Origin of the sequence: Streptomyces sp. TLI_55 (assembly GCF_900206255.1) — a bacterium.
GTDB classification, from domain to species: domain Bacteria; phylum Actinomycetota; class Actinomycetes; order Streptomycetales; family Streptomycetaceae; genus Streptomyces; species Streptomyces aquilus.
This window is the reverse complement of the sequence record NZ_OAOJ01000001.1, coordinates 8,619,955-8,645,531: the sequence shown is the minus strand read 5'-3', so window position 1 is coordinate 8,645,531 and position 25,577 is coordinate 8,619,955. Positions and strand designations below refer to the sequence as shown.

Below are 25,577 nucleotides of genomic sequence, written 5' to 3'. Positions count from 1 at the left end.
GATCGGTACGACCCTGACCTACGGGTTCGGTGTGCGGATGCCGTCGATGATGCGGGTCCAATTGTCGCCGCCGTGTCCGTCGTCGATCGCGCGAGCGTAGTGGCGCTGAACCGCGCGAGGCAGGGCGAGATCGATGCCGGCCCGCTCACTCGCCGCGACGATGTGGTCGGCGGTGGCCCCCATCATCGTCGCGGTGCTCAGGTTGCCCGGGTGTTCGCCTGCGTCGATCTGGGCGGCGGGGCTCCCGCCCGCCTCCAGCACGGCCGGGATGCCGACCAGGGTCGGCATCAGCTCAGGGAAGACGTCGCTCGCCTTGAGGCCCTCCGACTGCAGCAGTGCGATGGCGTGCGTGAGTGACGACAGCGTGGTGAGGAACACGTCGAGATGCGCCAGGTACATCAGCTGGGCCAGGCCGGGGTCCTCGCCGAGATAGCGCGGCGTCCCGATCCGGGTCAGTGTTTCCCGATGCCGTTCCATCGCCTCACGTGGTCCGCTGTAGTACGCGTACGCCGCCTCGGTGCCGATCATCGGGGCCGGCACCATCACACCGCCGGTCAGGAACGTCGCTCCGTGGTCGGCCGCCCATGCCGCGGCCTCACGGGTGCGGTCCGGGGTGTCGGAGCTGAGATTGGCCAGGGTCCGCCCCCGTAGAGACGCCGTCGCGTCGCCCAGGACGTCCCACATCGCCTGGTAGTCGGTCAGGCTGAGGATGCTGAGCTCGCCGGCCTCGATGGCCTGCGCGGGTGTGTCGGCGAGTTGTGCCCCTGCCGCGACCACGTCCTCGGCACGACGTGGCGTGCGGTTCCACACCGTGACCGGGTGTCCGGCGCGCATGAGGGATCGGGCCATGGCCTGGCCCATCGGCCCGAGACCGAGCACGGTGACAGGTGAGCGAGTGGGCATGCGTGAAACTCCTTGAAGACGCTGGGATTTGATAGCCGGATCGCTTGATCGCTGCTGCTCTTGATCACTTGCCGACCAGCTTCGCCTTCGCCATCGTCCTTCGGAAGTACCGACTGAATAGTGGGGTACACACCAGTTGGTAAGTACCCCCACCCACCCGAACCCAGCGAGGTGCCCATGCCTGCCCGTCGAGGTCCCTACATCTGCGGAATCGATGCCGCGCTGGATGTCGTGAGCGGAAAGTGGAAGGGCCTCGTCCTGTGGGAGTTGCATGCCCACGGCACCCGCCGCTTCGCGGAGTTGCGTCGAGCGCTCCCCGGAGTGAGCGAGAAGATGCTCACCCAGCACCTCCGCCAGATGGAGGAGGACGGGCTCATCCACCGCAAGGTCTATGCAGAGGTGCCGCCGAAGGTCGAGTACTCACTCACGGAGGCAGGCACGGCGCTCAACGAGGCATTGCGCCCGCTCGGTGCTTGGGGAAGCGAGCGACTTCGCCAGAACGGGCTCGCCGTCGTAGGTCCCCCACCGTCGACGGACCCGGCAGCGGGCTGACCACCGCCCTGATCCTGCCGCGCCCCCCGCCATGAGGTGCGGGGCCGCCCGCCCGATGCTGCAATGGGCTGACAGGAGTCACCCTTGCGGTCGCCGACGTGCCCGCCCAGGTGCACTTGCTCCGGACGCCACGATGGACCGAATCCGCCTTTGGGGAGTGGTCGTGAACACAGAGCTGGAAGACATGGGACCTGTCGACTACCTGGTCCTCGAATTCCCCGGCAACCGCATGACGGGAGAGGGATTTCCCCTGCTCCTCGACCTCGTCGACCGCGGCATCATCCGCATCCTCGACCTGGTGTTCGTCCGCAAGGAGGCGGACGGCTCGGTGGCCGGGCTGGAACTTCAGGACATCGGCGAGGGCGCCGACCTGACCGTGTTCGAAGGAGCCTCCTCAGGCCTGCTCGACCACAGCGACCTGCAGGACGCGGCCTCGGCACTGGAGACGGACACCTCAGCCGCGATTCTCGTGTACGAGAACACCTGGGCCGCGCCGCTGGCCCGCGAGCTGCGACGCGGCGGCGCCCAGATGGTGGCCGGCGGCAGAATCCCGGTGCAGGCCCTGCTCGCGTCGCTGGACGCTCTCGAGCAGGCCACCCCGCCGAGCGGACCGGTGAACGCCTGACGCGGCCCCGGGCCTCTCCCGGCTCCCCTGGGAGCCCGGAACCTCAGTTCCTGACCGCGTACAACACTAAGGACACACCATGCCGGGACTTCTCCGAGGCGTCGCACGGACCGCCGTGATCTCAGGCACCGCCACAGCGGTGTCCAACCGTGTCTCCAGGCGTCAGGCAGGCCGCTGGGCACAGCAAGAGCAGCGGCAGCCCGCCTCCGAACAGCCGGCCGCCGCCCCACCTCCCGCCCCGCCCCAGACAGCGGCGCCGTCCACCACGAGCGACGACATGACCAGCAAGATCGACCAGCTCAAGCAGCTCGCCGACCTCAAGGCCCAGGGAATCCTGACCGACGAGGAGATGCAGGCCCAGAAGCGCCAGATCCTCGGCTGACGTCGGGCACCGACCGGCGCGTCAGTCCTCGTCCGCCGCGCGGGACGCCTGCGGCGTCCGCCAGGACATCTCGATCTCCAGGTCGATCTCGCCGTCCTCCAGCTCGACCTCCAGCTCGGTGTCCAGCTCGTCCGGGATCCGCACCGTCAGCCGGCCCGGGCCGATGTCCAGCTCCGCCTGCCCACCGCGTCTGAGCGCGGCCGCCACGGCCTCGAGCTGGTCGGCCGCCTCGACACGCGACAGCGTCCGCTTCTGTTCGAACTCGAGATCACTCACGGTGCCTCCCAGATCCTGAACAGCCGACGTCTCTCATTGTCGCGCCGCCACGCCGCATCGGCCCGACGAGGCGGGCGCCGGCGGCGTGGGACGCGGGACGGAGACTCGTGAACAGGCGCAGGCACATGGCCGACGACCGGCCGCTCCCCTGCAGCGTCATGGGCTTTTCTCGTTCCTCCACGGCACGGCCGATGAGTTCGTGGCTTCCGTCCGGTCCAAGCTCGTGACACCTCAGGAAAGGACATCGTCATGTCGGAGCTTCTCGTCGACTTCATCACCTCCCTCGACGGCTACGCCTCGGGAGAGGGGTGGCCCGGGTTCTGGGGCCTGGAGGGCCCGGAGTACCTCGCATGGCTCGGTGAGCAGCCCGAGGTCACCTACCTGATGGGAGCGAAAACCTACCGCCTGATGTCGGGGTTCGCCGCAGGCGAGATCCCCGCCGGCCAAGACGAGTTCCGTCCCGAAGAAGAAGCATCCGTCGACCAGCTCACTCAAGCGTCCAAGGTGGTGTTCTCCTCCACCCTCGAAGCGCCCCTGACATGGGCCAACTCCACGCTCGTCCGCGACGACGCCGTAGAGGCGGTCCGCGCCATGAAATCGGCCGGCTCGGGTCTCCTCAGCACGATCGGCAGCCTCAGCCTGTCCCGCTCCCTGCTCCGGGCCGGACTCGTCGACCGCTTCCGCGTCGTGATGTTCCCGGTGATCACCGGGGCCACGGGCGACGAACGTATCTACGACGGCTATCCGGACGTGGCCCTCGAGATGACCGACCACCGCACCTTCGACGGCCGCACCCAACTGGTCGAGTACAAACCCCGCGTACTCGACCACCCTCCACTCGGCACCTCGGCATGACGCCAGACTGACCAGCAGGAGGAAGTTGTGTCACTGCCCCGGCACACGTATCAGGTCCTGCCCCCCAGACGGATGCAGGGGACCGGTGTGCCCTGGCCGCACGATGTACACATCGCGCTCCCTCCGTCGTACGAGCACGATGACCGCGGCTACCCCGTCCTGTGGGTGACAGACGCCTCCCTCAGCTTCCCGCTGACCGTCGGCCTGATGAACTGGCTCCACACCGTGCAGGAGATCGCCGAGCTCATCGTGATCGGCGTCGGCGCTCCGGACGAGAGCGATCCCGCCGAGTTCGGCGCGCGGCGCACACACGACTTCTATCCGAGGCCGAGATGGGTCAACGCAGGGCCCGGCGGCGCGCACATGGAAGCGCAGTCCGGCGACATGCCGACGGGCGGCGGGGCCGAGGTGTTTCTGTCGTTCCTGGTGGACGAGTTGCGCCCGCGGTTGGCGCGCGAGTTCCGGTTCGACGACCACCACGGCCTCGTGGGATTCTCCGGCGGCGGACACTTCGTCGGCTTCGCCCTGCTGTCCCGCCCGGCGGCCTTCGGCCGCTATCTGGCCGCCAGCCCTGCCCTCAGCGGATGTGAGGATCTGCTGTTCACGCTGGAAGCCGAGTACGCCACGACCCACGACGACCTGGCGGCGAAGGTGTTCCTCGGCGCGGGCGAGGCGGAGCTGACCGATCCTTATCTGGCCGCCGCCGACATCGTCGGGTCGATGACCCGCATGGCGCAGTTGCTGCGACTGCGCGACTACCCGTCCCTGGAGCTCACCTCCCGCCTGTACCCCAGACAGACCCACGGGTCGGCGTTGCCGTACGCGTTGAACGAGGGCCTGCGCACGCTGTACCCCCGCACCGCCCCCGGCATCGGATGACGCCGCTCCACAACTGGAGGAGGTGAGAAGTCAGGGCGCCGGGCTGAGCGGGGCGTCGGCAGTGGCGATGAGGCGCTCCGCTTCGGGGAGGAAGGCCTTGAGGTCGGCCCGGTCCCACCCTTCGATCCCGACGGCGAGCAGATGATTCTTGCCTCCGTACGCGACGTCGGACAGATAGAGCCGCAGTACCGCGGGCTCCGCGATGCCATAGACATGGTCGCCCGCATTCGGCCAGGTCAAGAAGTCCGCGCAGGCTCGAACCGGGCAGTCGGCGGCCTCGTTGACCGCCGTGCTGGAGATCGCGATGTCGACGACCTTCGCCGGCAGAGCGGCCTTGCCGATCGTGCCGCTCCGGGGTGTGGAGAGCTGAAGGTTCGGCCGGGTTCCCAGCCAGGCCACGAGCCCCGATGCGGTACCGGCCACGCCTGCGGCACGTTTGCGATCCTTGCCCACCGGGATCAGGTCGGACCAGAACAGGACCCGGTGCAGATCCCAACTGCCCTCCGGCGCCACGGAGAACTCGACGGGCTGGTCCTCATGGCTCTCCCACCGGCCTGTGAAAGCCACCGTCAGCTGCGCATTGAGGAAGTGGGACGTCCGGTGCGAACCCGCAGGCAGGGTGCCGGGATCCGAACCGCCGGAGAGGCACACCGGCACGCAGCCCGGGATCCCCGCCGATACGGTGCTCGTCGGAGTCCTGGATGAGCCACCGCCGTCACCCGAGCCGCTGGAGCTGCCGCAGCCGCGGGTGCAGGCGGCGCACCGACGCAAGGAGAAGGACGCCTCGTGATCACCAGGGAACGACGCCGTCGTCCTCGAAGAACGAACCGGTCGGGCCGCCGTCGGGCAGTGTGGCGAGGCGGATCGCGGTGGCGGCGCCCTGTTCGGGGGTGCGGGGTCCGTGGAAGCCCGTGAAGTCGGTGGCGACCAGGCCCGGGCAGGCGGCGTTGATGAGAATGTTCGTCCCGGTGAACTGCCGGGCGTACTGGATGGTGAGGGCATTGAGGAACGACTTCGACGGCGCGTAGGCCGCCATGACCGGGCCTATTTCGGTGTCGGGGTCCGCCTGCCGGGTCAGGGAGCCGACGCTGCTGGAGACGTTGACGATGCGTGGCGAGGCCGAGCGCCGCAGCAGCGGCAGCATCGCGTTGGTCACCCGGACGACACCCATGACGTTGGTGTCCACGACCGTGCGGAGCACTTCCAGATCGAGCACGGTCGGGTCCTGCTCCCACCCCGGACCCATCTCGCCCGAGATACCGGCATTGTTGACCAGGGCGTCCAAGCGCCCGGCCAGCCGTTCGACCAGCTCCGCGGCATCGGTCACGCTCCGGTCGTCGGTCACGTCCAGCGGCACCCCGAACGCGTCCACGCCGAGGGCGCGCAGCTTCCCCACAGCGGTTTCGCGTCGGGTCTCGTCACGGGCTCCCACGCCCACGCGGTACCCGAGGCTGCCCAGCCCGGCCGCGATCTCGTACCCGATGCCCTTGTTCGCGCCGGTCACCAGCGCGGTCATTGTTTCGCTCATGCTGATCATGGTGGCCCTCGGACGAACAGCGCGGCCAACACCGATACGGTGCCCTGTCATACCCACCAGGTATCACCGCGTATGCTGCGGCCGTGGACACCCTGGAAACCCGCGAGTTGAGGTACTTCGTGGCCGTCGCCGAGGAACTGCACTTCGGGCGCGCCGCCGAACGCCTCGGCATGGCCCAGCCGCCACTGTCGCGGGCGATCCAGCAACTCGAACGGCGCCTCGGGGTCTGCCTGCTGGAGCGCAACCGTCGCGGTGTCCGCCTGACCGATGCCGGAGAGGTGCTCCTGCAGGAGGGCCGGGCGGCCCTCGACGCGACCGCCGCCGCCGCTCGCCGCACCCGGCGCGCCGGCGGGGCCGACAGCCCCGGCGGCCCGCGCAACCGGCTGGTCCTCGTGGTGAAGGCCGCCGCGTCCCACGAACTCCTGCAGAAACTTCTCGACGCCTACGCGGCGGAACCCGACAGCGCCGAGATCGAAGTGCTGCCGTGCAGCATCAACGAGCAGGAAGAACTGCTGCGCGACGGACGCGCCGACGTCGCGCTCATGCACACGCCGTGGAACTCCCTCGCCGGGTTCGACAGCGAGCCCCTGACGACCGAGGGACAAGTCGCCGTCCTGCCTGCCGGGCACCCCCTCGCCGCCCACGAGACCTTGTCCCTCGCCGATGTCAGCGACATCCCCGGTCTGCCGCTCGCCCGCTGGCCCACCCGCGGCGCCTACGCACCCGGCCCCGGCCCCGAGATCCACAACCAGACCCAACTGGCCCAGCTCATCGCCCTCGGACGCACCGTGGCGATCGTCCCCGACTCCGCGCGCTCTTGGCTGTGGGCCGAGCACAAGGCCGTCCCCCTGGCCGACGCACCGCCCATCGTGACCCACATCGTCTGGCCCGCCCACAGCCGCTCCCTCACCCTGGCCGGCCTGGTCCGTACGGCCGTACGACTGTGACCAGGTCCTGCATGTGAGACAGGGACCGGCTCGCCTGGCACGGCACGCGACGGCGATGCCGCCGACAGCCTGAACCACGCCGTCACGCGGTCAGGTCCAGCCCGGCCGCCGGGCCGGTTCAGGCGACGGCGGGGCTGCGGCGCTCGACGAGGACGACATCGCGCCAGCGACCGTGGTGTCGGCCGAGGCGTTCGCGGGTGCCGACGACGCGGAAGCCGGCCTTCTTGTGCAGGGCCAGGCTGGCGGTGTTCTCCGGGAAGATGCCGGACTGGACGGTCCAGATCCCGGCCGCGTCCGTGGCGGCCAGCAGTGCCTGGAGCAGGGCGAGGCCGACGCCGCGCCCTCGGGCGCCGGGATCGACGTAGACGGAGTGCTCGACCACCCCGGCGTACGCGCACCGGTCGGAGACCGGGACCACGGCGGCCCAGCCGAGCACCCGGCCGTCGCCGTCGAGGGCGGCGAGGCGGTGCTCGGCGAGCCGGGTGGCGTCGAAGACGTCCCAGGTGGGGGCGGTCTCCTCGAAGGTGGCGTCGCCGCCGTCGATCCCGGCCTGGTAGATCGCCAGGACCTGGTCGGCGTGCTCGGGGAGCATCGCGGTGACGGTCACCGCGGCGGCGGTCACGGTGTGGCCTCGATGTCGAGCTCGGCGAGCAGACCGCGGACGCGCTGCTCGATCTGGTCGCGGATGGGGCGGACGGCGCCCGTGCCCTGGCCTGCCGGGTCGTCCAACTGCCAGTCCAGGTACCGCTTGCCGGGGAAGTAGGGGCAGGCGTCGCCGCAGCCCATGGTGATGACGACGTCGGAGGAGCGGACCGCCTCGGTGGTGAGGACCTTGGGGATCTCGGCGGAGATGTCGATGCCGACCTCGGACATGGCCTCGACGACGGCCGGGTTCACGGTGTCGGCCGGGGCGGAGCCCGCGGAGCGCACCTGCACGCGGTCGCCGGCGAGGTGGGTGAGGAAGGCGGCGGCCATCTGGGAGCGGCCGGCGTTGTGCACACAGACGAACAGCACGGAGGGGTTCGCGGAAGCGGTCACGGGAGGGTGTCCTTCGGGGGCAGGTGGGGGTGATGCGGCAGGGTCAGTGGCCGATTGCGGCGGGGTGGTGTTCGCCGCGATCCCGACGAAAGTGTCAGCGATCCGGTGAACACCGCGGTCTCGGTCATCCCGCCGCTTCAGCACTCGCGCCGGCCGGTGTCTCCAGCAGGGAGGAGAGCCTGGCCAGGGCGGCGGGCAGGACCCAGTAGTAGACCCAGGTGCCGCGCCGCTCGCAGCCGACCAGTCCGGCCTGGCGCAGCACCTTGAGGTGGTGGGAGATGGTCGGCTGGGAGACATCGAACGGGCCGGTCAGGTCGCAGACGCACGCCTCGCCGCCCTCATGGGAGGCGATCAGCGACAGCAGCCGCAGCCGCACCGGGTCGGCCAGCGCCTTGAACATCTTCGCCAGTTCGACCGCGGCTTCCTCGTCCAGCGACTCGCGGACCATCGGCGAACAGCACGCGGCCGCCTCCGGGTCCTGGCCGAGGACCTTCAGCTCCAGTTTCGACATACGTCTATGTTGACAGCTGTCTAATCAGGGAGCAAGCTCACTGCATCGATAGCAGTCGATACAAGACATCGACTCAAGGAGACCGTCATGTCCCGTGTTCAGCTCGCCCTGCGCGTCGCCGACCTCGAAGCCTCGATCGCCTTCTACACCAAGCTGTTCGGCGCCGAGCCGGCGAAGCTCCGTCCCGGCTACGCGAACTTCGCCATCACCGAGCCCCCGCTCAAGCTCGTCCTGATCGAGGGCGGGGCCGGCGAGGACACCCGCCTGGACCACCTCGGCGTCGAGGTCGACAGCACCGACCAGGTCACCGCCGCCACCGCCCGGCTCAAGCAGGCGGGCCTGGCCACCTTCGAGGAGAACGACACCTCCTGCTGCTACGCCGTCCAGGACAAGACCTGGGTGACCGGCCCGGGCCGGGAGCCCTGGGAGGTCTACGTCGTCAAGGCCGACGCCGACGCACTCGGCAAGAGCACGGCAGGCGCACCGGACGCCTGCTGCGGCACCCGATGAGGCGTCACACGGCGTGACCGTGTGCGGGGCCCGCGGACGGGGGCTTCCGCTGGAGACGGGGTGGCTTGCCCGCTGTTCCCGCGACGAGTTTCTGCAGCAGGCTGTACGAGAGGATCGGCAGCAGCACCTCGGGGCGGTGGGAGAACCAGCCGGCGGCCAGCACGGCCGCGGCGCTGCTGTTGTTCATGCCGGTGGCGAAGGTGAGAGACAGCCGGTCCGGCTGGTGGTCGCCCGTCCAGCGGGACATCCATCGGCCGCAGGCGAAGGCCAGACAGCACACCGCACCGGACAGGCCGAGCGCAAGCACCAGCAGGTCCGGGTCCGGGTGGGCGAGGGCCTGACCGAGGGCGCCCGCGGCGTTCAGGTAACAGAGCAGCAGCACGTTCAGCACATTGACCGCTTTGACCGTGGGCAGGAGCCGGCGCGTGCGGGTCTCGCCGAGCGCCGCCCGCACGGCGATTCCGGCGAGGCACGGCACCACCACCGACACCAGCGCGAACACGCCGGCCCCCGTGCGGGCGATGAGGTCGACGGTGCTCGTGTCGTCCAGGGCACCCGCGCCGTCGGGGCCGACCAGGGCACCGGTCAGCTGGATCCCCAGCGGGACGGTGAGCGGGCTGAGCAGCGTGGAGCCCATCACCATGGCCACCACCAAGGGGACGTTGGCGCCCGCGTTCTGCCCCCAGGAGGCGGCACCGCCGGCGATCGGCATCGCCAACACCAGCATCAGCCCGACCACCAGCCCCTCCGCCTCGGCCGTATCGGGCCACGCACGCAGGCCAAGAGCGACGACGGGCAGCACGAACAGCGGAAGCACGGCGTTGGCGGCGACGCCGAGCACCAGCCGCACCGGCCGCGAGACCACACCGCGCAGGTCCGCGACCCGCACCCCCAGACCGGCACTGAACAGCATCACCGCCAACAGCACCATCGACACCGTCACTGCCCTGCCACCCGCGGAGATCGGCAGCGTCAGCCCCCGCAGCTTCTCGCCGGGAGCCGGGAACAGGCCGGCCAACACGTAGCAGGCCACCATCAGCCACAGCAGCCTCCGCTGCACGATCTTCACGCAGTGGAGTCTATTGGTCACACACTGCTACGGCCTGCCCGGGGCGTTCCACTCTGGTTATGGCCGAATTTCGTCACCAGTGGGTCACAGGCCGGAGTGCGGCAGAACTGACCGGCTTCACGGTTCTGTCTGGTTCGACGGGGCGGCGAAGAGCCACGCTCCGGACAACTGGGATACGGGGGACAGCATGCGGTACATGAACGCAGTGCGCGGTTCGGCGATGGCGGTCATCGTGACTTCGGCGGCGCTGGCAATGTCGGGATGTCAGCCCGACGGGGGCGGCACGGACAACGGAAACAGCGGCGTCACCCCGTCCGCGACCGTCAGCTCGGCACCCCCCTCCGACACCCCGGAACCCACCGGCTCAGCTTCCGTTTCCCCCGCGTCTTCCGCCTCCGCCTCCACATCCGCTCCGGGCGGTTCGGCGGCGACCTGTTCCGCCGACAGCCTCAAGGCGACCGCACGTCAGGCCGCCGTGCGGCCGGCCGGTACCGGGACCGGGGCAGCCGTCGTCGAGTTCACCAACGTGTCCGGACAGACGTGCGCGCTCAACGGGCACCCCACGGTGGCCGGCGCCGGAAACGGCTCTCCCGAGATGAACGTGCCCCTCACCGTCAAGCCGACCGGAGCCACGGCGTCAGTGCAGGTGGCCCCCGGCGGCAAGGCGTGGGTGAAGCTGACGTTCGTACAGGTGCAGGGAGAGGGCGACGGATACTGCGTGTCCGGTTCAGCGCCCGTGCTGTATCCCACGATGGTCGTCGGACTGCCGGGATCGGGCGCACACCAAGTGGCCCTGGACGACGGTCAGTTCGCCGAGTGCGACGACACGGTGACCGTCACCGCCGTATCGGCGGCCGAGCCCTCCTGACCGGCGCACGGCGGCAGCGGGATGCCTGACGGGCCGCTGCCGCCCCCTCCGGAAGCGACTTCCGCGGTTGCATCTCCGTGTGATGTGATCTTCGCCTGGGGGGAGATGATGCCGATGCCCGACGTACGTGAACCCGTGCTGCCCGCACCACTGCGAGCCGTCCAGATCCTGCTGCTGACGCTCGCCCTGGCCGGCATCGTCTCGATGCTCGCGCTCTCCGACGGCCTCACCGCCTACGGACAGGGCGAGTTGATGGCGCCCTGGCTGCTGGTGTGGGTCAACGCGGCGCTGTGCCTCACCTACGACGGCAGCGCACGCGGTGGGGTACGGACGACGACCCTCGTGCTGATGACGCTCGTAGTGCTGCCGACCGTCACACGCCTCGGCGAGGCAGCGTCGCCCGGGCCGTTCCTCGACGCGGCGCTGCGGCTCCTGCTCGGGGTGCCGGTGATCGTGCTGTTGTTCCTGCCCGAGTCGACGGCCTGGTTCGACCGCGAGCGGTGACCCACCAGGCGCCACCGCCGGCGGCCGAACGCCTGCCTCGGCCCGCACCGGATCCCGCCATGGCACCGAAGTCCTCGATTCGCTGAACGCGCGGGCCGCCTGGGTTAGCCTCCTCTTCCACCACATACGAACTGGCGTACGCCGAAAGCAACTTCGGGGGACTTCTTGTCCGAACAGCGGCCGGAGCCTACCGACGACGCGGGTGCCGCGCTGCGGCGGACCGGTGCCTCGCCCCTGCGGCCCGGCGACCCGCGGCGGGTCGGCCCCTGGGTGCCCGTCGCGCTGCTCGGCAGCGGCGGAATGGGACGGGTCTATCTGGCGCGCCCCGCGCACGAGGGTCCTGGGCTGGTCGCGGTCAAGGTGATCAGGCCGGAATACGCGGAGGACCCCAGATTCCGGCGCCGCTTCGAACGGGAAGCGGCGGTTCACGCCCGGTTGCGCATGCCCTACGCGCCCCGGTTGTGCGGCACGGGCTTCGACGACGACCTGCTGTGGATGGCGACCGACTACATCCCCGGCTTCGACCTGGCCGAGACCGTACGCGAGGACGCGCCCCTGACGACGGACTCCGTCTGGCGCCTGGTGGCCGACCTCGGGCAGGCCCTGGCAGGGCTCGGCGCCGAGGACATCGTGCACCGGGACCTCAAGCCGTCCAACGTGCTGCTGTCCGTCCACGGCGCCCATGTGATCGACTTCGGGGTCTCCAAGGCCGCCGACGCCAGCGCCATCACCGGTACGGGCAACCGCGTCGGGACTCCCGCGTACATGTCGCCCGAGCACCTCAAGGAGGGCCGCTCCGACCTCCGGTCCGATGTGTTCTCGCTGGCCGGGACCCTGGTCTACGCGGCCACCGGACGCGCGCCGTTCGGCGACGGCACCGGCGTCGACGTCATGCACCGGGTGGCGTACGAGAACGCCAATCCCGAAGTGCTCGGCGAGATCGCGGCGACGGACCCGGACCTCGGCCGCCTGCTGACCGCCTGTCTGGCCAAGGAGCCCGCAGACCGGCCCACCCCGCAGGAACTGATCGACGCCGCCGCGGCCCGTACCGTGCCGGCCGCCTGGCCCGAGCCGCTGGGCGCCAACCTGCTTGCCCGGCAACAGGCTTACGAGAAACTGCGCCACCTGCCCGTGGCGGCCCTGACCCGGCCGTCCTCGCCGGCCGCCCCCGCCGTGCTCCTCTCCGCGCGCGTCCCCAGCCCCGTTCCGTCCCCCGTGGCGCGACCGGTACCGGTCGAAGCCGGCTCGCGGACAGCACCAACGGGGCCGCCGGACCGGGACGGGACGTCGTCCCCGCGCGGCAGAAGGGCGTTATGGATCGCCGCCGCCTCCCTCTCGGCCTGCGTCCTGGCGGCGGCGACCTACTGGAGCCTCCCCGGGGAGCGGCCCGCGACCGCCGACGCCCCGGAAACCGGCACCCGCTCCGGCAGCACCATCTCCACCCTGCCCGGGGGCCGTACGCCCGTCCCCGCGCCCTCGGGCACCACCGGCCTGACCCGCCCAGACGTCGACGGCGCCGCGGACAAGGGCGTCAACAGCGGTGGGGAGGCGGCCACTTCGCCGACCGAGGCGCAGCCCTCCGCCGGCGCCGATGCCACTGCCGACGCCGACCCGAGCGACGGCGCTCCCGCTCCCACGGCCTCGCCCACCCCCACCGCGCCCACCGGCACCGCCCCATGGCTCTCCGACTGCACCTACTACGGAGGCAACGGACGCACCCGCCTCGGTGACAGCGGCAAACGCGTACAACAGGTGCAGTGCATGCTGACCAAGCGCGGGTACGGCGTCGGGAGCACGGGCGTCGACGGGGAGTTCGGGACCGGCACCCAGGCCGCCGTGGAGGCGTTCCAGAGCGACCGGGGCCTGGACGCCGACGGAGTGGTGGCACACGACACCTGGGTCGCCCTGCGCGACACCGACTGACACCCTGCGCAGGACCACCGCCGTGATGGTCTGTCCCGGCTCGTCGGCCCGCACGGGCGCTAGGCTTCGCCCGCAGGACATGACGGGGGGCTGAGTGCATGAAGTCCGAAGGGGTGCCGCGGTGGGCGTCGGCTCTGGACGCGGTGGTGGTCTACGCGCAGGGCGCGCTGTGCAGCCGACTGGCGCGGGGAACGGTGCCGCCCGACGGCCGCGTCCTGGTGACGGGGCTGCCCCGCACGGTGGACCCGGGTTCCGTGCGGGCCCGGGTCACGGGTGACTCAGGTGCACGGGTCACCTCGGTCCGCGTCGAGGTGGAGGCCGAGCCCGCCGACGGCGACTTGGCCGACGGGCTGCGGCAGGAGAGGGAACGGCTGGAGGACGCGTGCGATGCGGCCCGGGAGCGGCACGAGCGGCTCCTGGTGCGGATCAAGGAGATCACCGAAGTCCGTCCGGTTCCGCCGCCGCGCAAGCGCGATGATCCCGATCACCACCGCCGTACCCCTGCCGAGGCGTGGTTGACGCTCGCGGACTTCGTCGACCAGCGGCTCACCCGCCTGCACGAGCGCCTCGCCGAGTCCGAGGAGGAGCTGCGCCGACTGAAGCACGACCTCGCCATCGCCGTGGACCGCTGCGAACGCGCCTCCACCGCGGCACCGTCCGGGCAGGTTCTCACCACGGTCTGCGCGGCCGTGACCCTCGACGGCGGAACCGGTGAGGTGGACCTGGAGATCGAGTACGGCGTCCCGGGCGCCGTATGGGTGCCGGCCTACCGCCTGACCTGCCGTCAGGGCGACGACAGCGGCACCCTCGTGCTGCGGGCCGGCGTGGCCCAGCGCACCGGTGAGGACTGGACCGGCGTACGGATCGCACTGGCCACCGCCGACCTGGGGCGCGGTACGGAGCTGCCGCGACTGCGCTCGCTGCGGATCGGCCGCCGCCAGCCCGCCCCCGAGCCGTCCGGCTGGCGTGAGCCGCCCGCCGGGCTCGCCGACCTCTTCACCGCGTACGACGCCGCGGGGCCGCGCCCGGCGGCGCTCTCCGCCCCGGTCCACGTCGGCGCCACTTCCCGGTCACCCGACGTGTACGGCGCCGCCCTCCCGCCCGTACCCCCGTCCGTGAGCACGGCCGGTGCTCCCGTCCCGCCCGCTCCTCCGGCGTACGGCGGCCGGCCCCCGGCACCCGCAGCGCCGGGCGGCGTCCCGGCACCGGTCGCGTCCGCGCGTGCGGCGCAGCCTCGGACGGCGACCCTCCACGGCGCGCCCCAGGCGGCCCCCGCAGCCGCGCCGGCGGCGCCCTCGGGGGTGATGGCCCCGCCGCCGGCACCACCCGCCCCGCCCGTCGGCCCGCCGCAGCCCAGCAGTACCGAACTCGACTACGCCGCGCTCGTCCTCAACGGCCCCGAGGAGTCGCCGGCACGCAGGGGAAGGCTGTTTCCCGCCCCGTCCTTCGACGCGGTGGCCGTGGAGCACCGCCGGCGGGCCGAGGCGGTGGCCGCGCTGCCGCTGCCCGCACACGCCGTACGGCCCCGTGCGTCGGCGGGCTCCTTCGACCACCGCTACGACGCCGTCGCCCGCGTCGACGTTCCCTCGGACGGCACCTGGCACACCGTCACCGTCGGCCGGATCCCGGTCGGTCTGCGGACCGAGTACGTCTGTGCACCGGCGGTGGAGCAGCGGGTGTACGCGGCTCTGGTGCTGTCGAACGCCACCGATCAGGCGCTCCTGGCCGGTCCCGTCGAGGTCCGGGTGGACGACGACTTCGTGGTGAGTGCCGCGCTGCCCACCCTCGCCCCGGGCGGAGCCCGGCGGATGGGCCTCGGCCCGGCCGAGAGCATCCGCGTCACCCGCCGCACGAGCCTCAAGGAGTCGACGGCCGGGCTGCGCAACAACGTCACCGTGCTGGCCCACGGCGTCCATGTGGAACTGGCCAACACGCTCGGCGAGCCCGTCACCGTCGAAGTCCGCGAACAAGTCCCGACCACGGCCGAGGCGGACATCCGCATCGAGGAACAGGCCGACTGGACCGTCCCCGACGACACCGCTTCCGCCGACCACCCCGACCCCGGCACGCGCGTGTGGCGCGTGGACCTGCCCGCCGGAGGCACCGCCACCCGGAGCGGCGGCTACGAGATCCGCATCCCGGCCGCGAAGGCCCTGGTCGGCGGCAACCGCAGGAGCTGACACCCCATGTCCACCGACCTCGACCCGATCCCGCTGCCCGTCACCGCCGTCACCTGCCTGGAGGACCGGGCCCAGATCGAACGGTCCGTCACCCTCGACCTCCAAGCCGGCGTGCAGCGGCTGCGCCTCGGACCGATCAGCGCGCTGGCGGTCGACCCGACCCTCCACGCCGAAGTGACCCCCGCCGCAGCCGAGGCGACCGTCCTCGACGCCAGGATCGTCCGCGCCTGGACACCGCGCGGGCCGCTGCCCGGCGCCGACGACTCCGCTCTGCGGTTGCGCGTCCACGCCGTCAAGGAGGAACGCTCGGCGCTCGAACGGCAGCGCGACCGGCTGCGTGCCCGCCTCGACCTGCTCTCCCGTCTCGCCGCCGACCTGCTGCGGGAGATCGGCGAAGGCGCCGGTCACGGCGAGACCGACACCGCGCGGTGGACGGCTGAACTGGACCGGGTGGACGACGAACGTGACGCGCACGGTGAGCACGTGCGTACCGTCGAGGCCCGGCTGAAGGCCCTCACCACCGAGCTCCGTCAGGCGGAGCACGCCCTCGAGCTGTCGGAACAGCGCCAGGCCGAACTGGTCGGCCACGTCGAGCTGACCGTGGAGGCCGGCGCCGCGGGCCCCGCGCGGCTGCGGCTGAGTCACCTCACCGCGTGCGCCCTGTGGCGCCCCGCCTATCGGGCCGTGCTCGACGGCGGGCGACTCACCCTGGAGACCGACGCCGTGGTCTGGCAGTGCACCGGCGAGGACTGGACCGACGTACGCCTGACGTTGTCCACGGCGCGCTCGGCGCAGGCCACCGAACCGCCGCACCTGACGCCGGACCGGCTGACGCTCACCGACCGCTCCCCGGCGGAGCGCCGCACGGTCGCCGTCGAACTGCGCGAGGAGGAGATCGCCGAGCTGGGCCCGGCCCCGGTGCTCGGCCTGCCGGGGGTGGACGACGGCGGCCGCACCCAGGTCCTGCGCTCCCCCGCCCCCGTCTCCGTCCCCGCCGACGGCCGCGCCCACCGCATCCCGCTGTCCGCGGCCGACGCGGTCGCACGCAGCGAGTACGCCTGCTCCCCCGAACTGTCCCCCCTCGTCACACACGTCGTGCGCTGCGACAACCCGACAGGGCACGCGCTGTTGGCAGGCCCGGTGGACCTGGTCGGGGCGGGCGGTTTCGGCGGCCGCGGGGCGCTGGGCTTCACCGCTCCCGGCGCGCCCCTGGAGCTGGCCTTCGGCAGCCACGACGACTACCGGGTGCTGCGTGAGGTGGAGGAGTCCCGTGACTCCTCCGCGCTCTCCCAGCGCACCACCGTCACCCGCACGGTTCGTGTGCACCTCTCCCGCTTCTCCGCCCCGGGTGAAACAGGCGAGCAGTTGGTGACCGTACGGGAGCGCATCCCGGTCTCCGAGGTGTCGGCGGTGGAGGTACGGATCCACAAGGACGCCAGCTCCCCGGCTCCGGACACGATCGACACCGAGGGCATCGCCCGCTGGGACATCCCCCTCCCCCCGAACGCCCGCCGCACGCTCACCCTCGTCTACGACATCTCGGCGAGCGCCAAGGTGACCGGCCTCTGAGCCCGGCGCGCCGCGCGCGTCGGCCGCGGAAGGTCACCTGTCGGCAGCGGAGGGGTGGACATGCTCCGCGGACTTGGTTCCGTGCGCCCGGCTCCTGCCTCAGGGTCCCGCACACGTCGACGCGGCGCCCTCGTGCCCGTACCAGACGGTGTCGATCTCGCGGCCGTCGGCCAGGGTGTGGCGGGCCGGGCCGGGGGTCGGGACGAAGCCGGCGCGTTCCAGGGCGCGGCGGCAGGCGAGGTTCTCCGTCGCTGTTCCCGCCCGTACCGTCGGCAGACGGGCGTGGCTGTGGGCGAACTCCGCACCCGCCAGGAACAGTTCGGAGCCGAGGCCCCGGCCTCGATGGTCGGGGGCGAGATTGCCGCCGATCTCAGCGCTGTCGTGGTGGAGTTCGAGGTACCCGGCGTAGCGCCCGCTGTCGCGGTGTACGCAGACCATGAACTCGGGCAATTCCGGGCTGGGTTCGAAGGGCTCGGCCAGCTCGGGGTTGGACCGGACGAACCAACGGGGGGTTGCGCCGCCGGGGCCCATGCCCAGCAGGGTCCGTCTGGTGTCGGCGTCCGGTACGACCTGGTCCATCTGGTTCCCCTGCCAGTGCTGGGCCTCGGGGTCCGCGCCCGCGGCGATGGCCGCCAACGCGTCGAGCTTGGTCACCGGGGTGTAGAACAGCAGGTGCCGGGTGGCCAGGGCGTGCCGACCGGGCGTGCACGCGACCGGGATCGCAGGGCCCGAGCCCGCCCGGCGACGTCGCAGGAGCGACCGGATCATGAAGTTCCCCGTTGTATTCGTGCTGGCGTGTCCGCCTGGACGTGCCGGGCGTCGCGGCCCAACGTACCGGTAAGAAGAAGCGCAGCTCGCCGGTGTTCCGCGTCTCCAGCAGACAGGCCCGCACCTCGGCGGTGGCGGCGTCCGCCGTCATGACCACGACGTTCACAAGGCCACCGTCAGGACGATCTTGCCTTGGATGTGGCCCTGCGCGGCTCGCCTGTGGGCGCTGACCGCTTCGGACAGGGGGTAGGTGCTGTCCACCCCGACCTTGAGGTGGCCCTCGTCGAACAGGCGCCCGATCTCGGCGAGCTGGGGGCCGTTGGAACGTACCTGGATGTTCGACACGGTGATGCCCAGACGTGCCGTCACCTCCCGGTCGTACTCGGCGAAGAACACCGGAAGCATCGTGCCGCCGCGCTTGAGCACGGTCAGGAAGCGTGAGCTGTCCGGGCCGCCGACGGAGTCGATCACCACGTCGACGCCGCTGACCACGTCCGCGGCGCGTGTCGTGGTGTAGTCGATGAACTCGTCGGCGCCGAGCTTGCGCAGGAACTGCTCATGCCGACCGGAGGCCACCGCGATGACGTGCGCCCCCTTCCATTTCGCCAGCTGCACCGCGAAGTGCCCCACGCCGCCCGCGGCACCGTTGACCAGCACGGTCATCCCTGGCGTGATCGGCACCGGCTGGTGCACCTGGCCGGTGAAGGGTGAGGGCACGTCATGGCCGAGATCCACCAGGTACTGCCAGGCCGTCAGCAAGGCCATCGGCGCACCGGCCGCCTCGACGTGGTCGACACCGGCCGGCTTGTGCGCGAGGTCAGCGGCCGGCGCGGCCACGTACTCGGCATACGTCCGGCCGTCGAATCCGGGGAACCGCAGCATGCCGAAGACCTCGTCACCGACGGCGAACCCCCGCACGTCCGGAGCGACCGCCTCGACGACGCCCGACATGTCCGTTCCAGGGATCAGGGGGAACTCCAGCACCGGCCTCATCTCGGCCGGCATGACCTTCATCCCCTCACGCAGGTACCAGTCGGGCGGATTGATGCCCACCGCGTGCACCCGGACGAGCACCTCGCCCGCGCCGATCTCGGGAACCGGCACCTCTTCGTACCGCAGAACTTCCGGCCCGCCCGCCTCGTGGAACTGGATCGCCTTCATCGCGCCTGTCTCTTTCTCAGGGAAACGTTGCTCCTCCAGTCAAGGCGGTGGACGGTCCGGCCGTCCAAGACCGCTTCGGCAACCGGTCATTCCGAAACGGCATGGCACGTACCCTGCAAGGGTGAACGATCTCGGACAGGACCTGGAACTGCGACTGGTGCGCTACTTCACCGTGGTGGCGGCGCACCAGCACTTCGGCCGGGCCGCCGCCGACCTGCACGTGGCCCAGCCGGCGCTGAGCCGCCAGATCCAACGGCTCGAGAAGTACCTCGGCACACGACTGCTGGACCGCACCCCCCAAGGCACCCGGCTCACCCCGGCCGGCCAGACATTCCTCCCCCGGGCCCAAGCCCTGCTGCAAACCGCCCGCCAGGCCGAACTGGCCGTACGTGAACAGGCCCAGACCGAACGCATCACCATCGGTTACGTCGAAGACCTGCTGATCACCGCCGCCGTACGGGAACTGCGCCACCGCCACCCGGACGCCGAGATCGCCACCCGGCATCTGAGCTGCAGCGACGTCGGCGCACTGTCCGACCAGCGCGTCGACGCCCTGATCGCACGGACCCCGCTGCCGCTCGCCGCCGACGGCGTGGTCACCACCCCGCTGTACGAGGAGCCCCGGATGCTCGTGGTCCCCCGCGACCATCCCCTGGCCGACCGCGCGTCGGTGACCGCGGACGAACTGGCCGACGAAGAGGCGGCGCCCTGCCCGTTCGAGACCGCGGACTGGCCTTCCTACCGGATCCTCGGGGCCGGCGTGCCGCCGATCGAGCGCTACGAGGACAAGCTCGAACTCGTCGCGAGCGGCGCGGCGATCGCGGTCCTGCCGGTCGGCGACCAGCGCAGCTCACTGCGTCCCGACCTCGTCACCGTCCCGATCGAGGGTGCCCCGCCCAGCCAGGTCGTCCTGGTCAGCCGCAAGGGCGACCCGAATCCAATGATCAGGAACCTCCGGCAGGCCGCCAAGGCGGTCCTGACCGCCCCGCCGTCCTGACCGGAAACGAGACCCTCCAAAAGGGGCACGTACTACGCCTTCCGGGCCAGCCCCGCGGCAATGAGATGTTCCCAGACCGTGAGTTCTCGCTTCTGCCCGATGTCCAGGTCGTCGGTCTCGTCGGGACGCCACAGAGACGCGGGAACGATCCCCGGGTCGAGGATCTCCAGACCGTCCAGCAGGGAGGCGATCTCCTCGTCGGTCCGCCACCGGCCACGGCCGAACGTCTGCTGCAGCACCGCCTCGGCCTCCGCGGTCTCCGGGTTGTTGCCGGAGCGGAAGTGACTCATGAAGAAGTAGCTCCCCGAGGCGACCTGGTCGCGCCAGTAGCGGACGATGCCGGCCGGGTCCTCGTCGTCGTTGACGTGATGGAGGATGGCACTGAAGATCACAGCGACCGGACGATCGAAGTCGATCATCTCTACGGTGTCGGGGTGCGTGCGGATGCCCTCGGGATTGCGCACATCGACCGCGACGACACGGGTCCGGTCGTTGTCCTCCAGCAGCGCGCGCCCATGAACGAGGACCTGGGGATCGATGTCGACGTAGACCACCCGGGACTCGGGAGCATGCCGTTGCGCGACCTGATGGACGTTGTCCGCGGTCGGCAGGCCGCTCCCCAGGTCCACGAACTGCCGAATGCCGGTGGTCGTCGCGATCTCCCTGACCGCCCGGGTCAGAGCCGCGCGGTTGGCAAAGGCGATCGCCACCGATCCGGGCAGGTCACGCTTGAACACGTCCCCGATCTCCCGGTCCACGGCGTAGTTGTCCTTGCCGCCGAGCAGATAGTCGTAGACACGGGCGATGCTGGGCTTGGACGGGTCGATGGAGGAGCCGCTGTACGTCATGGCGGTCATTCTGCCCAACAACATCGCCAGTGTGCCCCCGAGTTGAGCCCTCTCGGCCTCGGTGAACCCCGCTAATCCGAGAGCGCCGGGGGGACGCGAGCCGCTACATGGGCGGTGAGCCAGGTGAGCAGTGGCCTGAGTTCCTCGTACGTGGCCAGCACGCGGTCGACAACCTCCGGCGTCCGCAGCCGTTCGTCACTGCCGAGGTGTCGCACGGCGAGCAGCGACCGGTGGCGCAGCAACGCCGCCCGAGGATGGTCGGCGGGGTATGCGCGGGGCACACGCTTCAGAAGGTCACCGGTGATCTCGAACCCTCTCCCACGCAATTCCTCCACGACATCGCCCAGTTCGGAACCGCTCGCCTCAGCGGCGACCGCCGCCCGGAACCTGCTGATCTGATCGGAGTCGGCGTACCACCACGCCCCCTGCACACGCAGGCCGTCCAGATTGAAGCGCAGCCCGATCTCGATGTTCCGGGCGATGCGTGCCACGGCGGACTGGTTCTGCCACCACCAGGGGGTCTTTCCGTAACGCCACACCGAGTGGTCCTCGAACGCCGGGTCTTCCCAGGCCAGGTCATGCAGGAGGGCGACCATCGGCTGCCGCACGAGACGTTCGCGATCCTTACGGGTCTCGCGCATCACCTCTTGTGACGGCTCGCCGTCGAGACGCAGCAGCACGTCGAACGCCGACTCGTCCCAACCGGCGAACTGCCTGGGCATGTCCCTCAACTCCAGTCCTCTCCTCCGTCACCTGGCCGACGGCTCGTCCTGCGACGCGGGTGGTCGCAGGGCGCCGGCGATGACGGTGGTCACCATCTTGCGGACGGCGGCCGGCTGCGGCGGTGCGCCGGCCCGGTCGGCGAACAGCAGGTGCCCGGCTCCGACCAGGGTGGGGGCGAGTGTGTCGATGTCGGCATCGGGGGCCAGGCGCCCCGACTCCCGCTCGGCCGTGAGATAGGCGGCGATCATGGCGGCGCCCTGCACCACCAGCGGAAGACCGGTCAGCCCCGCCTCGCGCAGCCGGGCGCGCAGGCCGTCGCGGAAGGTGATGAGCGCGACGATGGCCACCGTGACCGGCCCGAACAGGTCCTGCAGCGCGTCGGCTACGTTGTCCACCACGCTCCCGGTCCCGGCGGCCGCGCACAGCGTCGTGGTCCGCTCCTCGATGCCGCGGATGCGGTCGAGGACCAGTTCCGCCAGGAAGGCGTCGAAGTCGGTGAAGTGCCGGTGCAGTACACCCTTGGCGCAGTTCGCCTCCACTGTGACCGCCCGGCTGGTCAGCGCGTCGGGTCCGTCCCGGAGCAGGACGCGCTCGGCGGCTTCGAACAACTGGCCGCGCACGTTGTGGATGTGCACCCCTGACGGCATTGTCTCCCTTTCCGGGCCGCCCCGCCTTAACAAGTGGGCAACCGCCCACTAGGGTGGGCGCATGCCCACTTTAGCGCAGGGACAGCCCGACAACTCCGGACCCGAGCCCCACCGTCACCGGCAGACAGCCGAGTCGTTCGGCGTGGACCCCGAACGCTACGACCGCGCCCGACCGCCCTATCCCCAGGCCTTGGTGGACAGGATCATCGCGGCAAGCCCCGGCCGGCACGTCCTGGACGTCGGCGCCGGGACCGGCATCGAGGCCCGCCAGTTCCGGGCGGCCGGCTGCACGGTGCTCGGTGTCGAGCCCGACGCACGGATGGCCGCCTTCGCGCGACGCAGCGGCATCGAGGTCGAGGTCTCCAGGTTCGAGGACTGGCGGCCGGCCGGGCGGCAGTTCGACGCGGTCATCGCCGGCACCGCCTGGCACTGGGTGGAGCCCGTCGCCGGCGCGGCCAAGGCGGCGCAGGCGCTGCGGCCCGGGGGCCGCCTCGCCCCCTTCCACCATGTCCCCCAACTCCCGGCCGAGTTGATAGCCGCCCTCGCCGAAGCCCTCCAACGCGTCGCCCCCGACTCCCCGTTCAACGCCGGCCTGCTGCAAGGCTCGGCCCTGGACGCCTACCAGCCGCTGTTCGCGAAAATCACCGACGGCATCCGTCGGACCGGCCGGTTCAGCGAGCCGGAACAGTGGCACTACACCTGGGAGCGCACGTACACCCGAGAGGAGTGGCTCGACCAACTCCCCACCTTCGGCGGCCTCACCCAACTCCCCGCAGACAAAATGGCGGACGTCCTGGACAGCGCCGCAACCGCGATCGACAAGCTCGGCGGCCACGCCACCATGCCGTACACGTCCGTCGTGATCACTTCGACCCGCTCCCGCACTACCTGAAGCACAGGGAACGCCGAGGAAGCGCCTGCCGACGGAACGTCGTCACCGCAGTCCGCTCGTCAGTGCGCCCACACATCCGGCCCTGCGTCCCGCCACTCGATCAGCGACGACTGGACCACGTCCATCTCATCCCACTCCTGGAGGCCGGCCTCCTGCACGAAGGCCACGACGTCGAGCAGGCCGTAGGCGATCCCGACGAAATGCCCGCTGATGCGAACGCGGCGCCCGCCGTCTTCCGCAGGCGGGTAGATGACGACGGGCTGATCGGTAGCCATGATCTCAGCGTGGGGCCACGGCCCGTCGCGCGCATCCGGGCCGCCTCTGCGGCTCGTAACGAAACCTGGTGGGGCCAAAGCGGCCCCCTCTCCATACGCAACCGATTGGTTGCGCGTTCTCTTCTGGATGTGCAACCTTTGGGTAGCGCATCCGGATGAGATGAGGTTGCAGTGATCCCCGACACGATCGAACGCGCCATCCTGATCAATGCCACCAGGGAACGGGTCTGGTCCGTGCTGAGCGAGCCCGCTTTCCTCGGGCGCTGGTTCGGCAATGGAGAGGCGGTCAAGATCGACCTGCGTCCCGGCGGCCTCCTGGTCTTCGACCACGGCGTCCACGGCGTCATTCCCGCGCGAATCGAGACGGTGGAGCCGCCACGTGTCCTGTCCTGGCGGTGGTCTCAAGGCGCCGCAGGCGAGGAACCGGACGACTCGAACGCCACTCTGGTCGAGTTCACCCTCGCCGAAGACGACTCCACGGGAGGCACCCTGCTCACCATGGTCGAAAGCGGCTTCGCACATCTCGGGCTGCCCACCGACGAGGCCACCGACCGCCACCGCGCCAACAGCCAGAACTGGCCCGGCAAGCTCGACCAACTGCGCACGGACTGCGAGCAGACCACGCCATGACCCGCACCGCCGAGGGCGAACAGGCCCCCGATGACGTCCTGGTGGCCCTCGCCGACCCGATCCGCCGAGAGGTCCTGACCGTCCTTGCCCGCGAAGGCGGGGCGACCTCGACATCCCTGGCGGCAAGCCTCCCCATCACCCGCCAGGCGGTGGCCAAACACCTGGCCGTCCTCGACCGCGCCGGACTGGTACGCGCCCGGCGGGCCGGACGGGAGGTCCGCTACGAAGCCGACCTGCACCCACTGAGGCGGACAACGCGGTGGATGGACACCCTCATCGACCAGTGGGAACACCGCCTCAACGCGATCAAGGACCTGGCGGAGGGGACCACTGAGCTCTGACCGTCGGCGACCTGGGCGCCAAGACCGCCCAGTACGAGAGGGCCACGCCATCCTGAAGCCGGTCACCGGAGAGGAAGCGAAGGCGCTGGTCGCCTGCTAAGGCCCGGACGAGTGCCGTGAACGGACTCATCCCCTGAACTCGACGGCAAAGCAGCGCGTCCGGAGCCGGGACAGTTGCTCCGGGCCGAGCACCTACTCACATGCTGGGCACACACGTCGACCCATGCGCCTGATCGTGCAAGATCGATGCGAGCCCCTCGACCGCCTGCCGCGCGGCGGGGAGGCGACACGCTGATCAGGTAAGGAGATGGCCATGTCCATCTGGGAAGCGCTGGCCGTCCTCGCGGCCGGCACGGGAGCCGGCACGATCAACACCATCGTCGGCTCCGGCACCCTGATCACCTTCCCGGTCCTGCTCGCCACCGGGCTGCCACCGATCACCGCCAACGTCTCCAACGCCCTGGGCCTCGTACCCGGCTCCATCAGCGGCGCCATCGGCTACCGCGCCGAACTGCGCGGACAGCGCCGCCGCACACTCGTCCTCGGCCTCACCGCCGCCGTCGGCGGGCTCGCTGGTGCCGTCCTGCTGCTCGCCCTGCCCTCCGAGTCCTTCGACACGATCGTCCCCGTGCTGATCGCCGCCGCGCTGGTCCTCGTACTCCTCCAGCCGCGCCTCGCCAAAGCCGTACAGCGCCGTCGGGAGAACAACGGCACCACCGGTCATGCGCACGGCGGCCCCGTCCTCCTGGTCGGTCTGCTCCTCGCCAGCGCGTACGGCGGCTACTTCGGCGCCGCTCAAGGTGTCCTGTACCTCTCCCTGATGGGCCTGCTCCTCGACGAGGACCTGCAACGCGTCAACGCCGTCAAGAACGTCCTCGGAGCCATCGTCAACGGCATCGCCGCCTGCTTCTTCCTCTTCGTCGCGGAGTTCGACTGGTCGGCAGTTCTGCTGATCGCCGTAGGCTCCGCCCTCGGTGGACAGATCGGCGCCAAGGTCGGCCGGCGCCTCCCGCCCGCCGCCCTGCGTGGTGTGATCGTCGTCGTCGGCGTCATCGCGGTCGTGCAGCTCGTGGTGCGCTGAGGGGGTGGGGACGCCGGATCAGGTGGTGATTCCGTGGCGGTTCCGGTGGGTAGCCGGCGGAAGCGGTCGCGGAAGTCTGCGGGCGC

General features: G+C 70.9%; 31 protein-coding genes. 17 read left to right on the top strand and 14 right to left on the bottom strand.

Annotation, left to right across the window (positions count from 1 at the left end; all coding sequences use genetic code 11):
- Positions 1–18: 18 nt before the first annotated feature.
- Positions 19–903, bottom strand: coding sequence for an NAD(P)-dependent oxidoreductase (locus CRP56_RS39660; protein ID WP_097272478.1), 885 nt, complete (start codon positions 901–903; stop codon positions 19–21).
- 177 nt (positions 904–1,080) lie between these two features.
- Here CRP56_RS39660 and CRP56_RS39655 point away from each other — a divergent pair, with 177 nt between their 5' ends.
- From CRP56_RS39655 to CRP56_RS39645, 3 genes are all read left to right on the top strand, one after another.
- Positions 1,081–1,455 (top strand): winged helix-turn-helix transcriptional regulator, encoded by a 375-nt coding sequence (locus CRP56_RS39655; RefSeq protein WP_097272476.1) that lies wholly within the window; start codon positions 1,081–1,083, stop codon positions 1,453–1,455.
- 184 nt (positions 1,456–1,639) lie between these two features.
- Positions 1,640–2,080, top strand: a complete 441-nt coding sequence (locus tag CRP56_RS39650) for a DUF6325 family protein (RefSeq protein ID WP_097274945.1) — start codon at positions 1,640–1,642, stop codon at positions 2,078–2,080.
- Positions 2,081–2,159: 79 nt separating this feature from the next.
- A complete protein-coding gene (locus CRP56_RS39645) occupies positions 2,160–2,462 on the top strand; it encodes an SHOCT domain-containing protein (protein WP_097272474.1) in 303 nt (100 codons plus the stop codon).
- Positions 2,463–2,483: 21 nt separating this feature from the next.
- Here the strand turns inward: CRP56_RS39645 and CRP56_RS39640 are convergent, their stop codons facing one another.
- Positions 2,484–2,738: an amphi-Trp domain-containing protein gene (locus CRP56_RS39640; protein ID WP_097272472.1), complete on the bottom strand. Its 255-nt coding sequence runs from the start codon at positions 2,736–2,738 to the stop codon at positions 2,484–2,486.
- A 249-nt stretch (positions 2,739–2,987) separates the two neighbouring features.
- Here CRP56_RS39640 and CRP56_RS39635 point away from each other — a divergent pair, with 249 nt between their 5' ends.
- Together CRP56_RS39635 and CRP56_RS39630 are read left to right on the top strand one after the other, a co-directional pair.
- Positions 2,988–3,593 (top strand): dihydrofolate reductase family protein, encoded by a 606-nt coding sequence (locus CRP56_RS39635; RefSeq protein ID WP_097272470.1) that lies wholly within the window; start codon positions 2,988–2,990, stop codon positions 3,591–3,593.
- Positions 3,594–3,665: 72 nt separating this feature from the next.
- Positions 3,666–4,472 carry an alpha/beta hydrolase gene (locus CRP56_RS39630; protein ID WP_097274943.1) on the top strand — a complete coding sequence of 269 codons (807 nt, stop codon included), beginning with the start codon at positions 3,666–3,668 and terminating at the stop codon, positions 4,470–4,472.
- Between the two features lie 30 nt (positions 4,473–4,502).
- Here the strand turns inward: CRP56_RS39630 and CRP56_RS39625 are convergent, their stop codons facing one another.
- Together CRP56_RS39625 and CRP56_RS39620 are read right to left on the bottom strand one after the other, a co-directional pair.
- Positions 4,503–5,039, bottom strand: a complete 537-nt coding sequence (locus CRP56_RS39625; protein ID WP_143664976.1) for a hypothetical protein — start codon at positions 5,037–5,039, stop codon at positions 4,503–4,505.
- Between the two features lie 223 nt (positions 5,040–5,262).
- Positions 5,263–6,000 (bottom strand): SDR family oxidoreductase, encoded by a 738-nt coding sequence (locus CRP56_RS39620; protein WP_097274941.1) that lies wholly within the window; start codon positions 5,998–6,000, stop codon positions 5,263–5,265.
- A 92-nt stretch (positions 6,001–6,092) separates the two neighbouring features.
- Between CRP56_RS39620 and CRP56_RS39615 the strand changes: the two genes are divergently transcribed.
- Positions 6,093–6,956: a LysR family transcriptional regulator gene (locus CRP56_RS39615; RefSeq protein WP_097272466.1), complete on the top strand. Its 864-nt coding sequence runs from the start codon at positions 6,093–6,095 to the stop codon at positions 6,954–6,956.
- A 118-nt stretch (positions 6,957–7,074) separates the two neighbouring features.
- Here CRP56_RS39615 and CRP56_RS39610 read toward each other — a convergent pair whose 3' ends face one another.
- From CRP56_RS39610 to CRP56_RS39600, 3 genes are all read right to left on the bottom strand, one after another.
- Entirely contained in the window at positions 7,075–7,548 is a 474-nt protein-coding gene (locus CRP56_RS39610) for a GNAT family N-acetyltransferase (protein WP_097274939.1), read from the bottom strand.
- Between the two features lie 26 nt (positions 7,549–7,574).
- Entirely contained in the window at positions 7,575–7,994 is a 420-nt protein-coding gene (locus CRP56_RS39605) for an arsenate reductase ArsC (protein WP_097272464.1), read from the bottom strand.
- A gap of 124 nt (positions 7,995–8,118) precedes the next feature.
- Positions 8,119–8,505: an ArsR/SmtB family transcription factor gene (locus tag CRP56_RS39600; protein ID WP_097272462.1), complete on the bottom strand. Its 387-nt coding sequence runs from the start codon at positions 8,503–8,505 to the stop codon at positions 8,119–8,121.
- A gap of 87 nt (positions 8,506–8,592) precedes the next feature.
- On the opposite strand from CRP56_RS39600, the gene CRP56_RS39595 reads away from it, so the two are divergent.
- Entirely contained in the window at positions 8,593–9,015 is a 423-nt protein-coding gene (locus CRP56_RS39595; protein ID WP_097272460.1) for an ArsI/CadI family heavy metal resistance metalloenzyme, read from the top strand.
- A gap of 4 nt (positions 9,016–9,019) precedes the next feature.
- Here CRP56_RS39595 and CRP56_RS39590 read toward each other — a convergent pair whose 3' ends face one another.
- Complete coding sequence (locus CRP56_RS39590; RefSeq protein WP_097272458.1) at positions 9,020–10,084, bottom strand: bile acid:sodium symporter family protein; 1,065 nt, start codon at positions 10,082–10,084, stop codon at positions 9,020–9,022.
- Between the two features lie 187 nt (positions 10,085–10,271).
- On the opposite strand from CRP56_RS39590, the gene CRP56_RS39585 reads away from it, so the two are divergent.
- The 5 genes from CRP56_RS39585 (at position 10,272) to CRP56_RS39565 (ending at position 17,128) form a co-directional block, all read left to right on the top strand.
- Complete coding sequence (locus tag CRP56_RS39585) at positions 10,272–10,952, top strand: DUF4232 domain-containing protein (RefSeq protein ID WP_097272456.1); 681 nt, start codon at positions 10,272–10,274, stop codon at positions 10,950–10,952.
- A gap of 114 nt (positions 10,953–11,066) precedes the next feature.
- Positions 11,067–11,456 carry a hypothetical protein gene (locus tag CRP56_RS39580; RefSeq protein ID WP_143664975.1) on the top strand — a complete coding sequence of 130 codons (390 nt, stop codon included), beginning with the start codon at positions 11,067–11,069 and terminating at the stop codon, positions 11,454–11,456.
- A 165-nt stretch (positions 11,457–11,621) separates the two neighbouring features.
- Positions 11,622–13,379: a serine/threonine-protein kinase gene (locus CRP56_RS39575; protein ID WP_257041575.1), complete on the top strand. Its 1,758-nt coding sequence runs from the start codon at positions 11,622–11,624 to the stop codon at positions 13,377–13,379.
- A gap of 98 nt (positions 13,380–13,477) precedes the next feature.
- A complete protein-coding gene (locus CRP56_RS39570; protein ID WP_097272452.1) occupies positions 13,478–15,559 on the top strand; it encodes a DUF4139 domain-containing protein in 2,082 nt (693 codons plus the stop codon).
- Between the two features lie 6 nt (positions 15,560–15,565).
- Positions 15,566–17,128 carry a mucoidy inhibitor MuiA family protein gene (locus tag CRP56_RS39565; RefSeq protein WP_097272450.1) on the top strand — a complete coding sequence of 521 codons (1,563 nt, stop codon included), beginning with the start codon at positions 15,566–15,568 and terminating at the stop codon, positions 17,126–17,128.
- Positions 17,129–17,227: 99 nt separating this feature from the next.
- Here CRP56_RS39565 and CRP56_RS39560 read toward each other — a convergent pair whose 3' ends face one another.
- A complete protein-coding gene (locus CRP56_RS39560) occupies positions 17,228–17,896 on the bottom strand; it encodes a GNAT family N-acetyltransferase (protein ID WP_097272448.1) in 669 nt (222 codons plus the stop codon).
- Positions 17,897–18,058: 162 nt separating this feature from the next.
- Positions 18,059–19,057 (bottom strand): NADP-dependent oxidoreductase, encoded by a 999-nt coding sequence (locus CRP56_RS39555; protein ID WP_097272446.1) that lies wholly within the window; start codon positions 19,055–19,057, stop codon positions 18,059–18,061.
- A 121-nt stretch (positions 19,058–19,178) separates the two neighbouring features.
- On the opposite strand from CRP56_RS39555, the gene CRP56_RS39550 reads away from it, so the two are divergent.
- Complete coding sequence (locus tag CRP56_RS39550) at positions 19,179–20,054, top strand: LysR family transcriptional regulator (protein WP_097272444.1); 876 nt, start codon at positions 19,179–19,181, stop codon at positions 20,052–20,054.
- Between the two features lie 32 nt (positions 20,055–20,086).
- Here CRP56_RS39550 and CRP56_RS39545 read toward each other — a convergent pair whose 3' ends face one another.
- The 3 genes from CRP56_RS39545 to CRP56_RS39535 all read right to left on the bottom strand — a co-directional run bounded on the left by CRP56_RS39545 (position 20,087) and on the right by CRP56_RS39535 (position 22,260).
- A complete protein-coding gene (locus CRP56_RS39545) occupies positions 20,087–20,902 on the bottom strand; it encodes an SAM-dependent methyltransferase (RefSeq protein WP_097272442.1) in 816 nt (271 codons plus the stop codon).
- A gap of 71 nt (positions 20,903–20,973) precedes the next feature.
- Positions 20,974–21,624, bottom strand: coding sequence for a DUF2461 family protein (locus CRP56_RS39540; protein ID WP_097272440.1), 651 nt, complete (start codon positions 21,622–21,624; stop codon positions 20,974–20,976).
- 27 nt (positions 21,625–21,651) lie between these two features.
- The gene (locus CRP56_RS39535) at positions 21,652–22,260 is read right to left on the bottom strand and encodes a TetR/AcrR family transcriptional regulator (protein ID WP_097272438.1); all 609 of its coding nucleotides are present in this window, start codon (positions 22,258–22,260) and stop codon (positions 21,652–21,654) included.
- A gap of 73 nt (positions 22,261–22,333) precedes the next feature.
- Here CRP56_RS39535 and CRP56_RS39530 point away from each other — a divergent pair, with 73 nt between their 5' ends.
- Positions 22,334–23,164, top strand: a complete 831-nt coding sequence (locus CRP56_RS39530; protein WP_179851231.1) for a class I SAM-dependent methyltransferase — start codon at positions 22,334–22,336, stop codon at positions 23,162–23,164.
- Positions 23,165–23,223: 59 nt separating this feature from the next.
- Here the strand turns inward: CRP56_RS39530 and CRP56_RS39525 are convergent, their stop codons facing one another.
- Positions 23,224–23,439 (bottom strand): hypothetical protein, encoded by a 216-nt coding sequence (locus CRP56_RS39525; protein WP_097272434.1) that lies wholly within the window; start codon positions 23,437–23,439, stop codon positions 23,224–23,226.
- Between the two features lie 171 nt (positions 23,440–23,610).
- Between CRP56_RS39525 and CRP56_RS39520 the strand changes: the two genes are divergently transcribed.
- The 3 genes from CRP56_RS39520 to CRP56_RS39510 all read left to right on the top strand — a co-directional run bounded on the left by CRP56_RS39520 (position 23,611) and on the right by CRP56_RS39510 (position 25,491).
- Positions 23,611–24,069 (top strand): SRPBCC domain-containing protein, encoded by a 459-nt coding sequence (locus tag CRP56_RS39520; protein ID WP_097272432.1) that lies wholly within the window; start codon positions 23,611–23,613, stop codon positions 24,067–24,069.
- A complete protein-coding gene (locus tag CRP56_RS39515; RefSeq protein WP_097272430.1) occupies positions 24,066–24,410 on the top strand; it encodes an ArsR/SmtB family transcription factor in 345 nt (114 codons plus the stop codon). Before CRP56_RS39520 ends, CRP56_RS39515 begins: the two co-directional genes overlap by 4 nt.
- 307 nt (positions 24,411–24,717) lie before the next feature.
- Positions 24,718–25,491 carry a sulfite exporter TauE/SafE family protein gene (locus CRP56_RS39510; RefSeq protein ID WP_179851230.1) on the top strand — a complete coding sequence of 258 codons (774 nt, stop codon included), beginning with the start codon at positions 24,718–24,720 and terminating at the stop codon, positions 25,489–25,491.
- The last annotated feature ends 86 nt before the right edge of the window (positions 25,492–25,577 follow it).

What these genes read in the sequence shown, in the direction of transcription:
- CRP56_RS39630 (WP_097274943.1), top strand. Translation starts at nt 3,666, where the DNA reads ATGCAGGGGACCGGTGTGCCCTGGCCGCACGATGTACACATCGCGCTC.
- CRP56_RS39635 (WP_097272470.1), top strand. Translation starts at nt 2,988, where the DNA reads ATGTCGGAGCTTCTCGTCGACTTCATCACCTCCCTCGACGGCTACGCC.
- CRP56_RS39570 (WP_097272452.1), top strand. Translation starts at nt 13,478, where the DNA reads ATGAAGTCCGAAGGGGTGCCGCGGTGGGCGTCGGCTCTGGACGCGGTG.
- CRP56_RS39610 (WP_097274939.1), bottom strand. Translation starts at nt 7,548, where the DNA reads ATGCTCCCCGAGCACGCCGACCAGGTCCTGGCGATCTACCAGGCCGGG.
- CRP56_RS39655 (WP_097272476.1), top strand. Translation starts at nt 1,081, where the DNA reads ATGCCTGCCCGTCGAGGTCCCTACATCTGCGGAATCGATGCCGCGCTG.
- CRP56_RS39555 (WP_097272446.1), bottom strand. Translation starts at nt 19,057, where the DNA reads ATGAAGGCGATCCAGTTCCACGAGGCGGGCGGGCCGGAAGTTCTGCGG.
- CRP56_RS39530 (WP_179851231.1), top strand. Translation starts at nt 22,334, where the DNA reads ATGCCCACTTTAGCGCAGGGACAGCCCGACAACTCCGGACCCGAGCCC.
- CRP56_RS39540 (WP_097272440.1), bottom strand. Translation starts at nt 21,624, where the DNA reads ATGCCCAGGCAGTTCGCCGGTTGGGACGAGTCGGCGTTCGACGTGCTG.
- CRP56_RS39660 (WP_097272478.1), bottom strand. Translation starts at nt 903, where the DNA reads ATGCCCACTCGCTCACCTGTCACCGTGCTCGGTCTCGGGCCGATGGGC.
- CRP56_RS39545 (WP_097272442.1), bottom strand. Translation starts at nt 20,902, where the DNA reads ATGACGTACAGCGGCTCCTCCATCGACCCGTCCAAGCCCAGCATCGCC.
- CRP56_RS39580 (WP_143664975.1), top strand. Translation starts at nt 11,067, where the DNA reads ATGCCCGACGTACGTGAACCCGTGCTGCCCGCACCACTGCGAGCCGTC.
- CRP56_RS39510 (WP_179851230.1), top strand. Translation starts at nt 24,718, where the DNA reads ATGGCCATGTCCATCTGGGAAGCGCTGGCCGTCCTCGCGGCCGGCACG.
- CRP56_RS39645 (WP_097272474.1), top strand. Translation starts at nt 2,160, where the DNA reads ATGCCGGGACTTCTCCGAGGCGTCGCACGGACCGCCGTGATCTCAGGC.
- CRP56_RS39650 (WP_097274945.1), top strand. Translation starts at nt 1,640, where the DNA reads ATGGGACCTGTCGACTACCTGGTCCTCGAATTCCCCGGCAACCGCATG.
- CRP56_RS39560 (WP_097272448.1), bottom strand. Translation starts at nt 17,896, where the DNA reads ATGATCCGGTCGCTCCTGCGACGTCGCCGGGCGGGCTCGGGCCCTGCG.
- CRP56_RS39515 (WP_097272430.1), top strand. Translation starts at nt 24,066, where the DNA reads ATGACCCGCACCGCCGAGGGCGAACAGGCCCCCGATGACGTCCTGGTG.
- CRP56_RS39585 (WP_097272456.1), top strand. Translation starts at nt 10,272, where the DNA reads ATGCGGTACATGAACGCAGTGCGCGGTTCGGCGATGGCGGTCATCGTG.
- CRP56_RS39620 (WP_097274941.1), bottom strand. Translation starts at nt 6,000, where the DNA reads ATGAGCGAAACAATGACCGCGCTGGTGACCGGCGCGAACAAGGGCATC.
- CRP56_RS39525 (WP_097272434.1), bottom strand. Translation starts at nt 23,439, where the DNA reads ATGGCTACCGATCAGCCCGTCGTCATCTACCCGCCTGCGGAAGACGGC.
- CRP56_RS39600 (WP_097272462.1), bottom strand. Translation starts at nt 8,505, where the DNA reads ATGTCGAAACTGGAGCTGAAGGTCCTCGGCCAGGACCCGGAGGCGGCC.
- CRP56_RS39565 (WP_097272450.1), top strand. Translation starts at nt 15,566, where the DNA reads ATGTCCACCGACCTCGACCCGATCCCGCTGCCCGTCACCGCCGTCACC.
- CRP56_RS39595 (WP_097272460.1), top strand. Translation starts at nt 8,593, where the DNA reads ATGTCCCGTGTTCAGCTCGCCCTGCGCGTCGCCGACCTCGAAGCCTCG.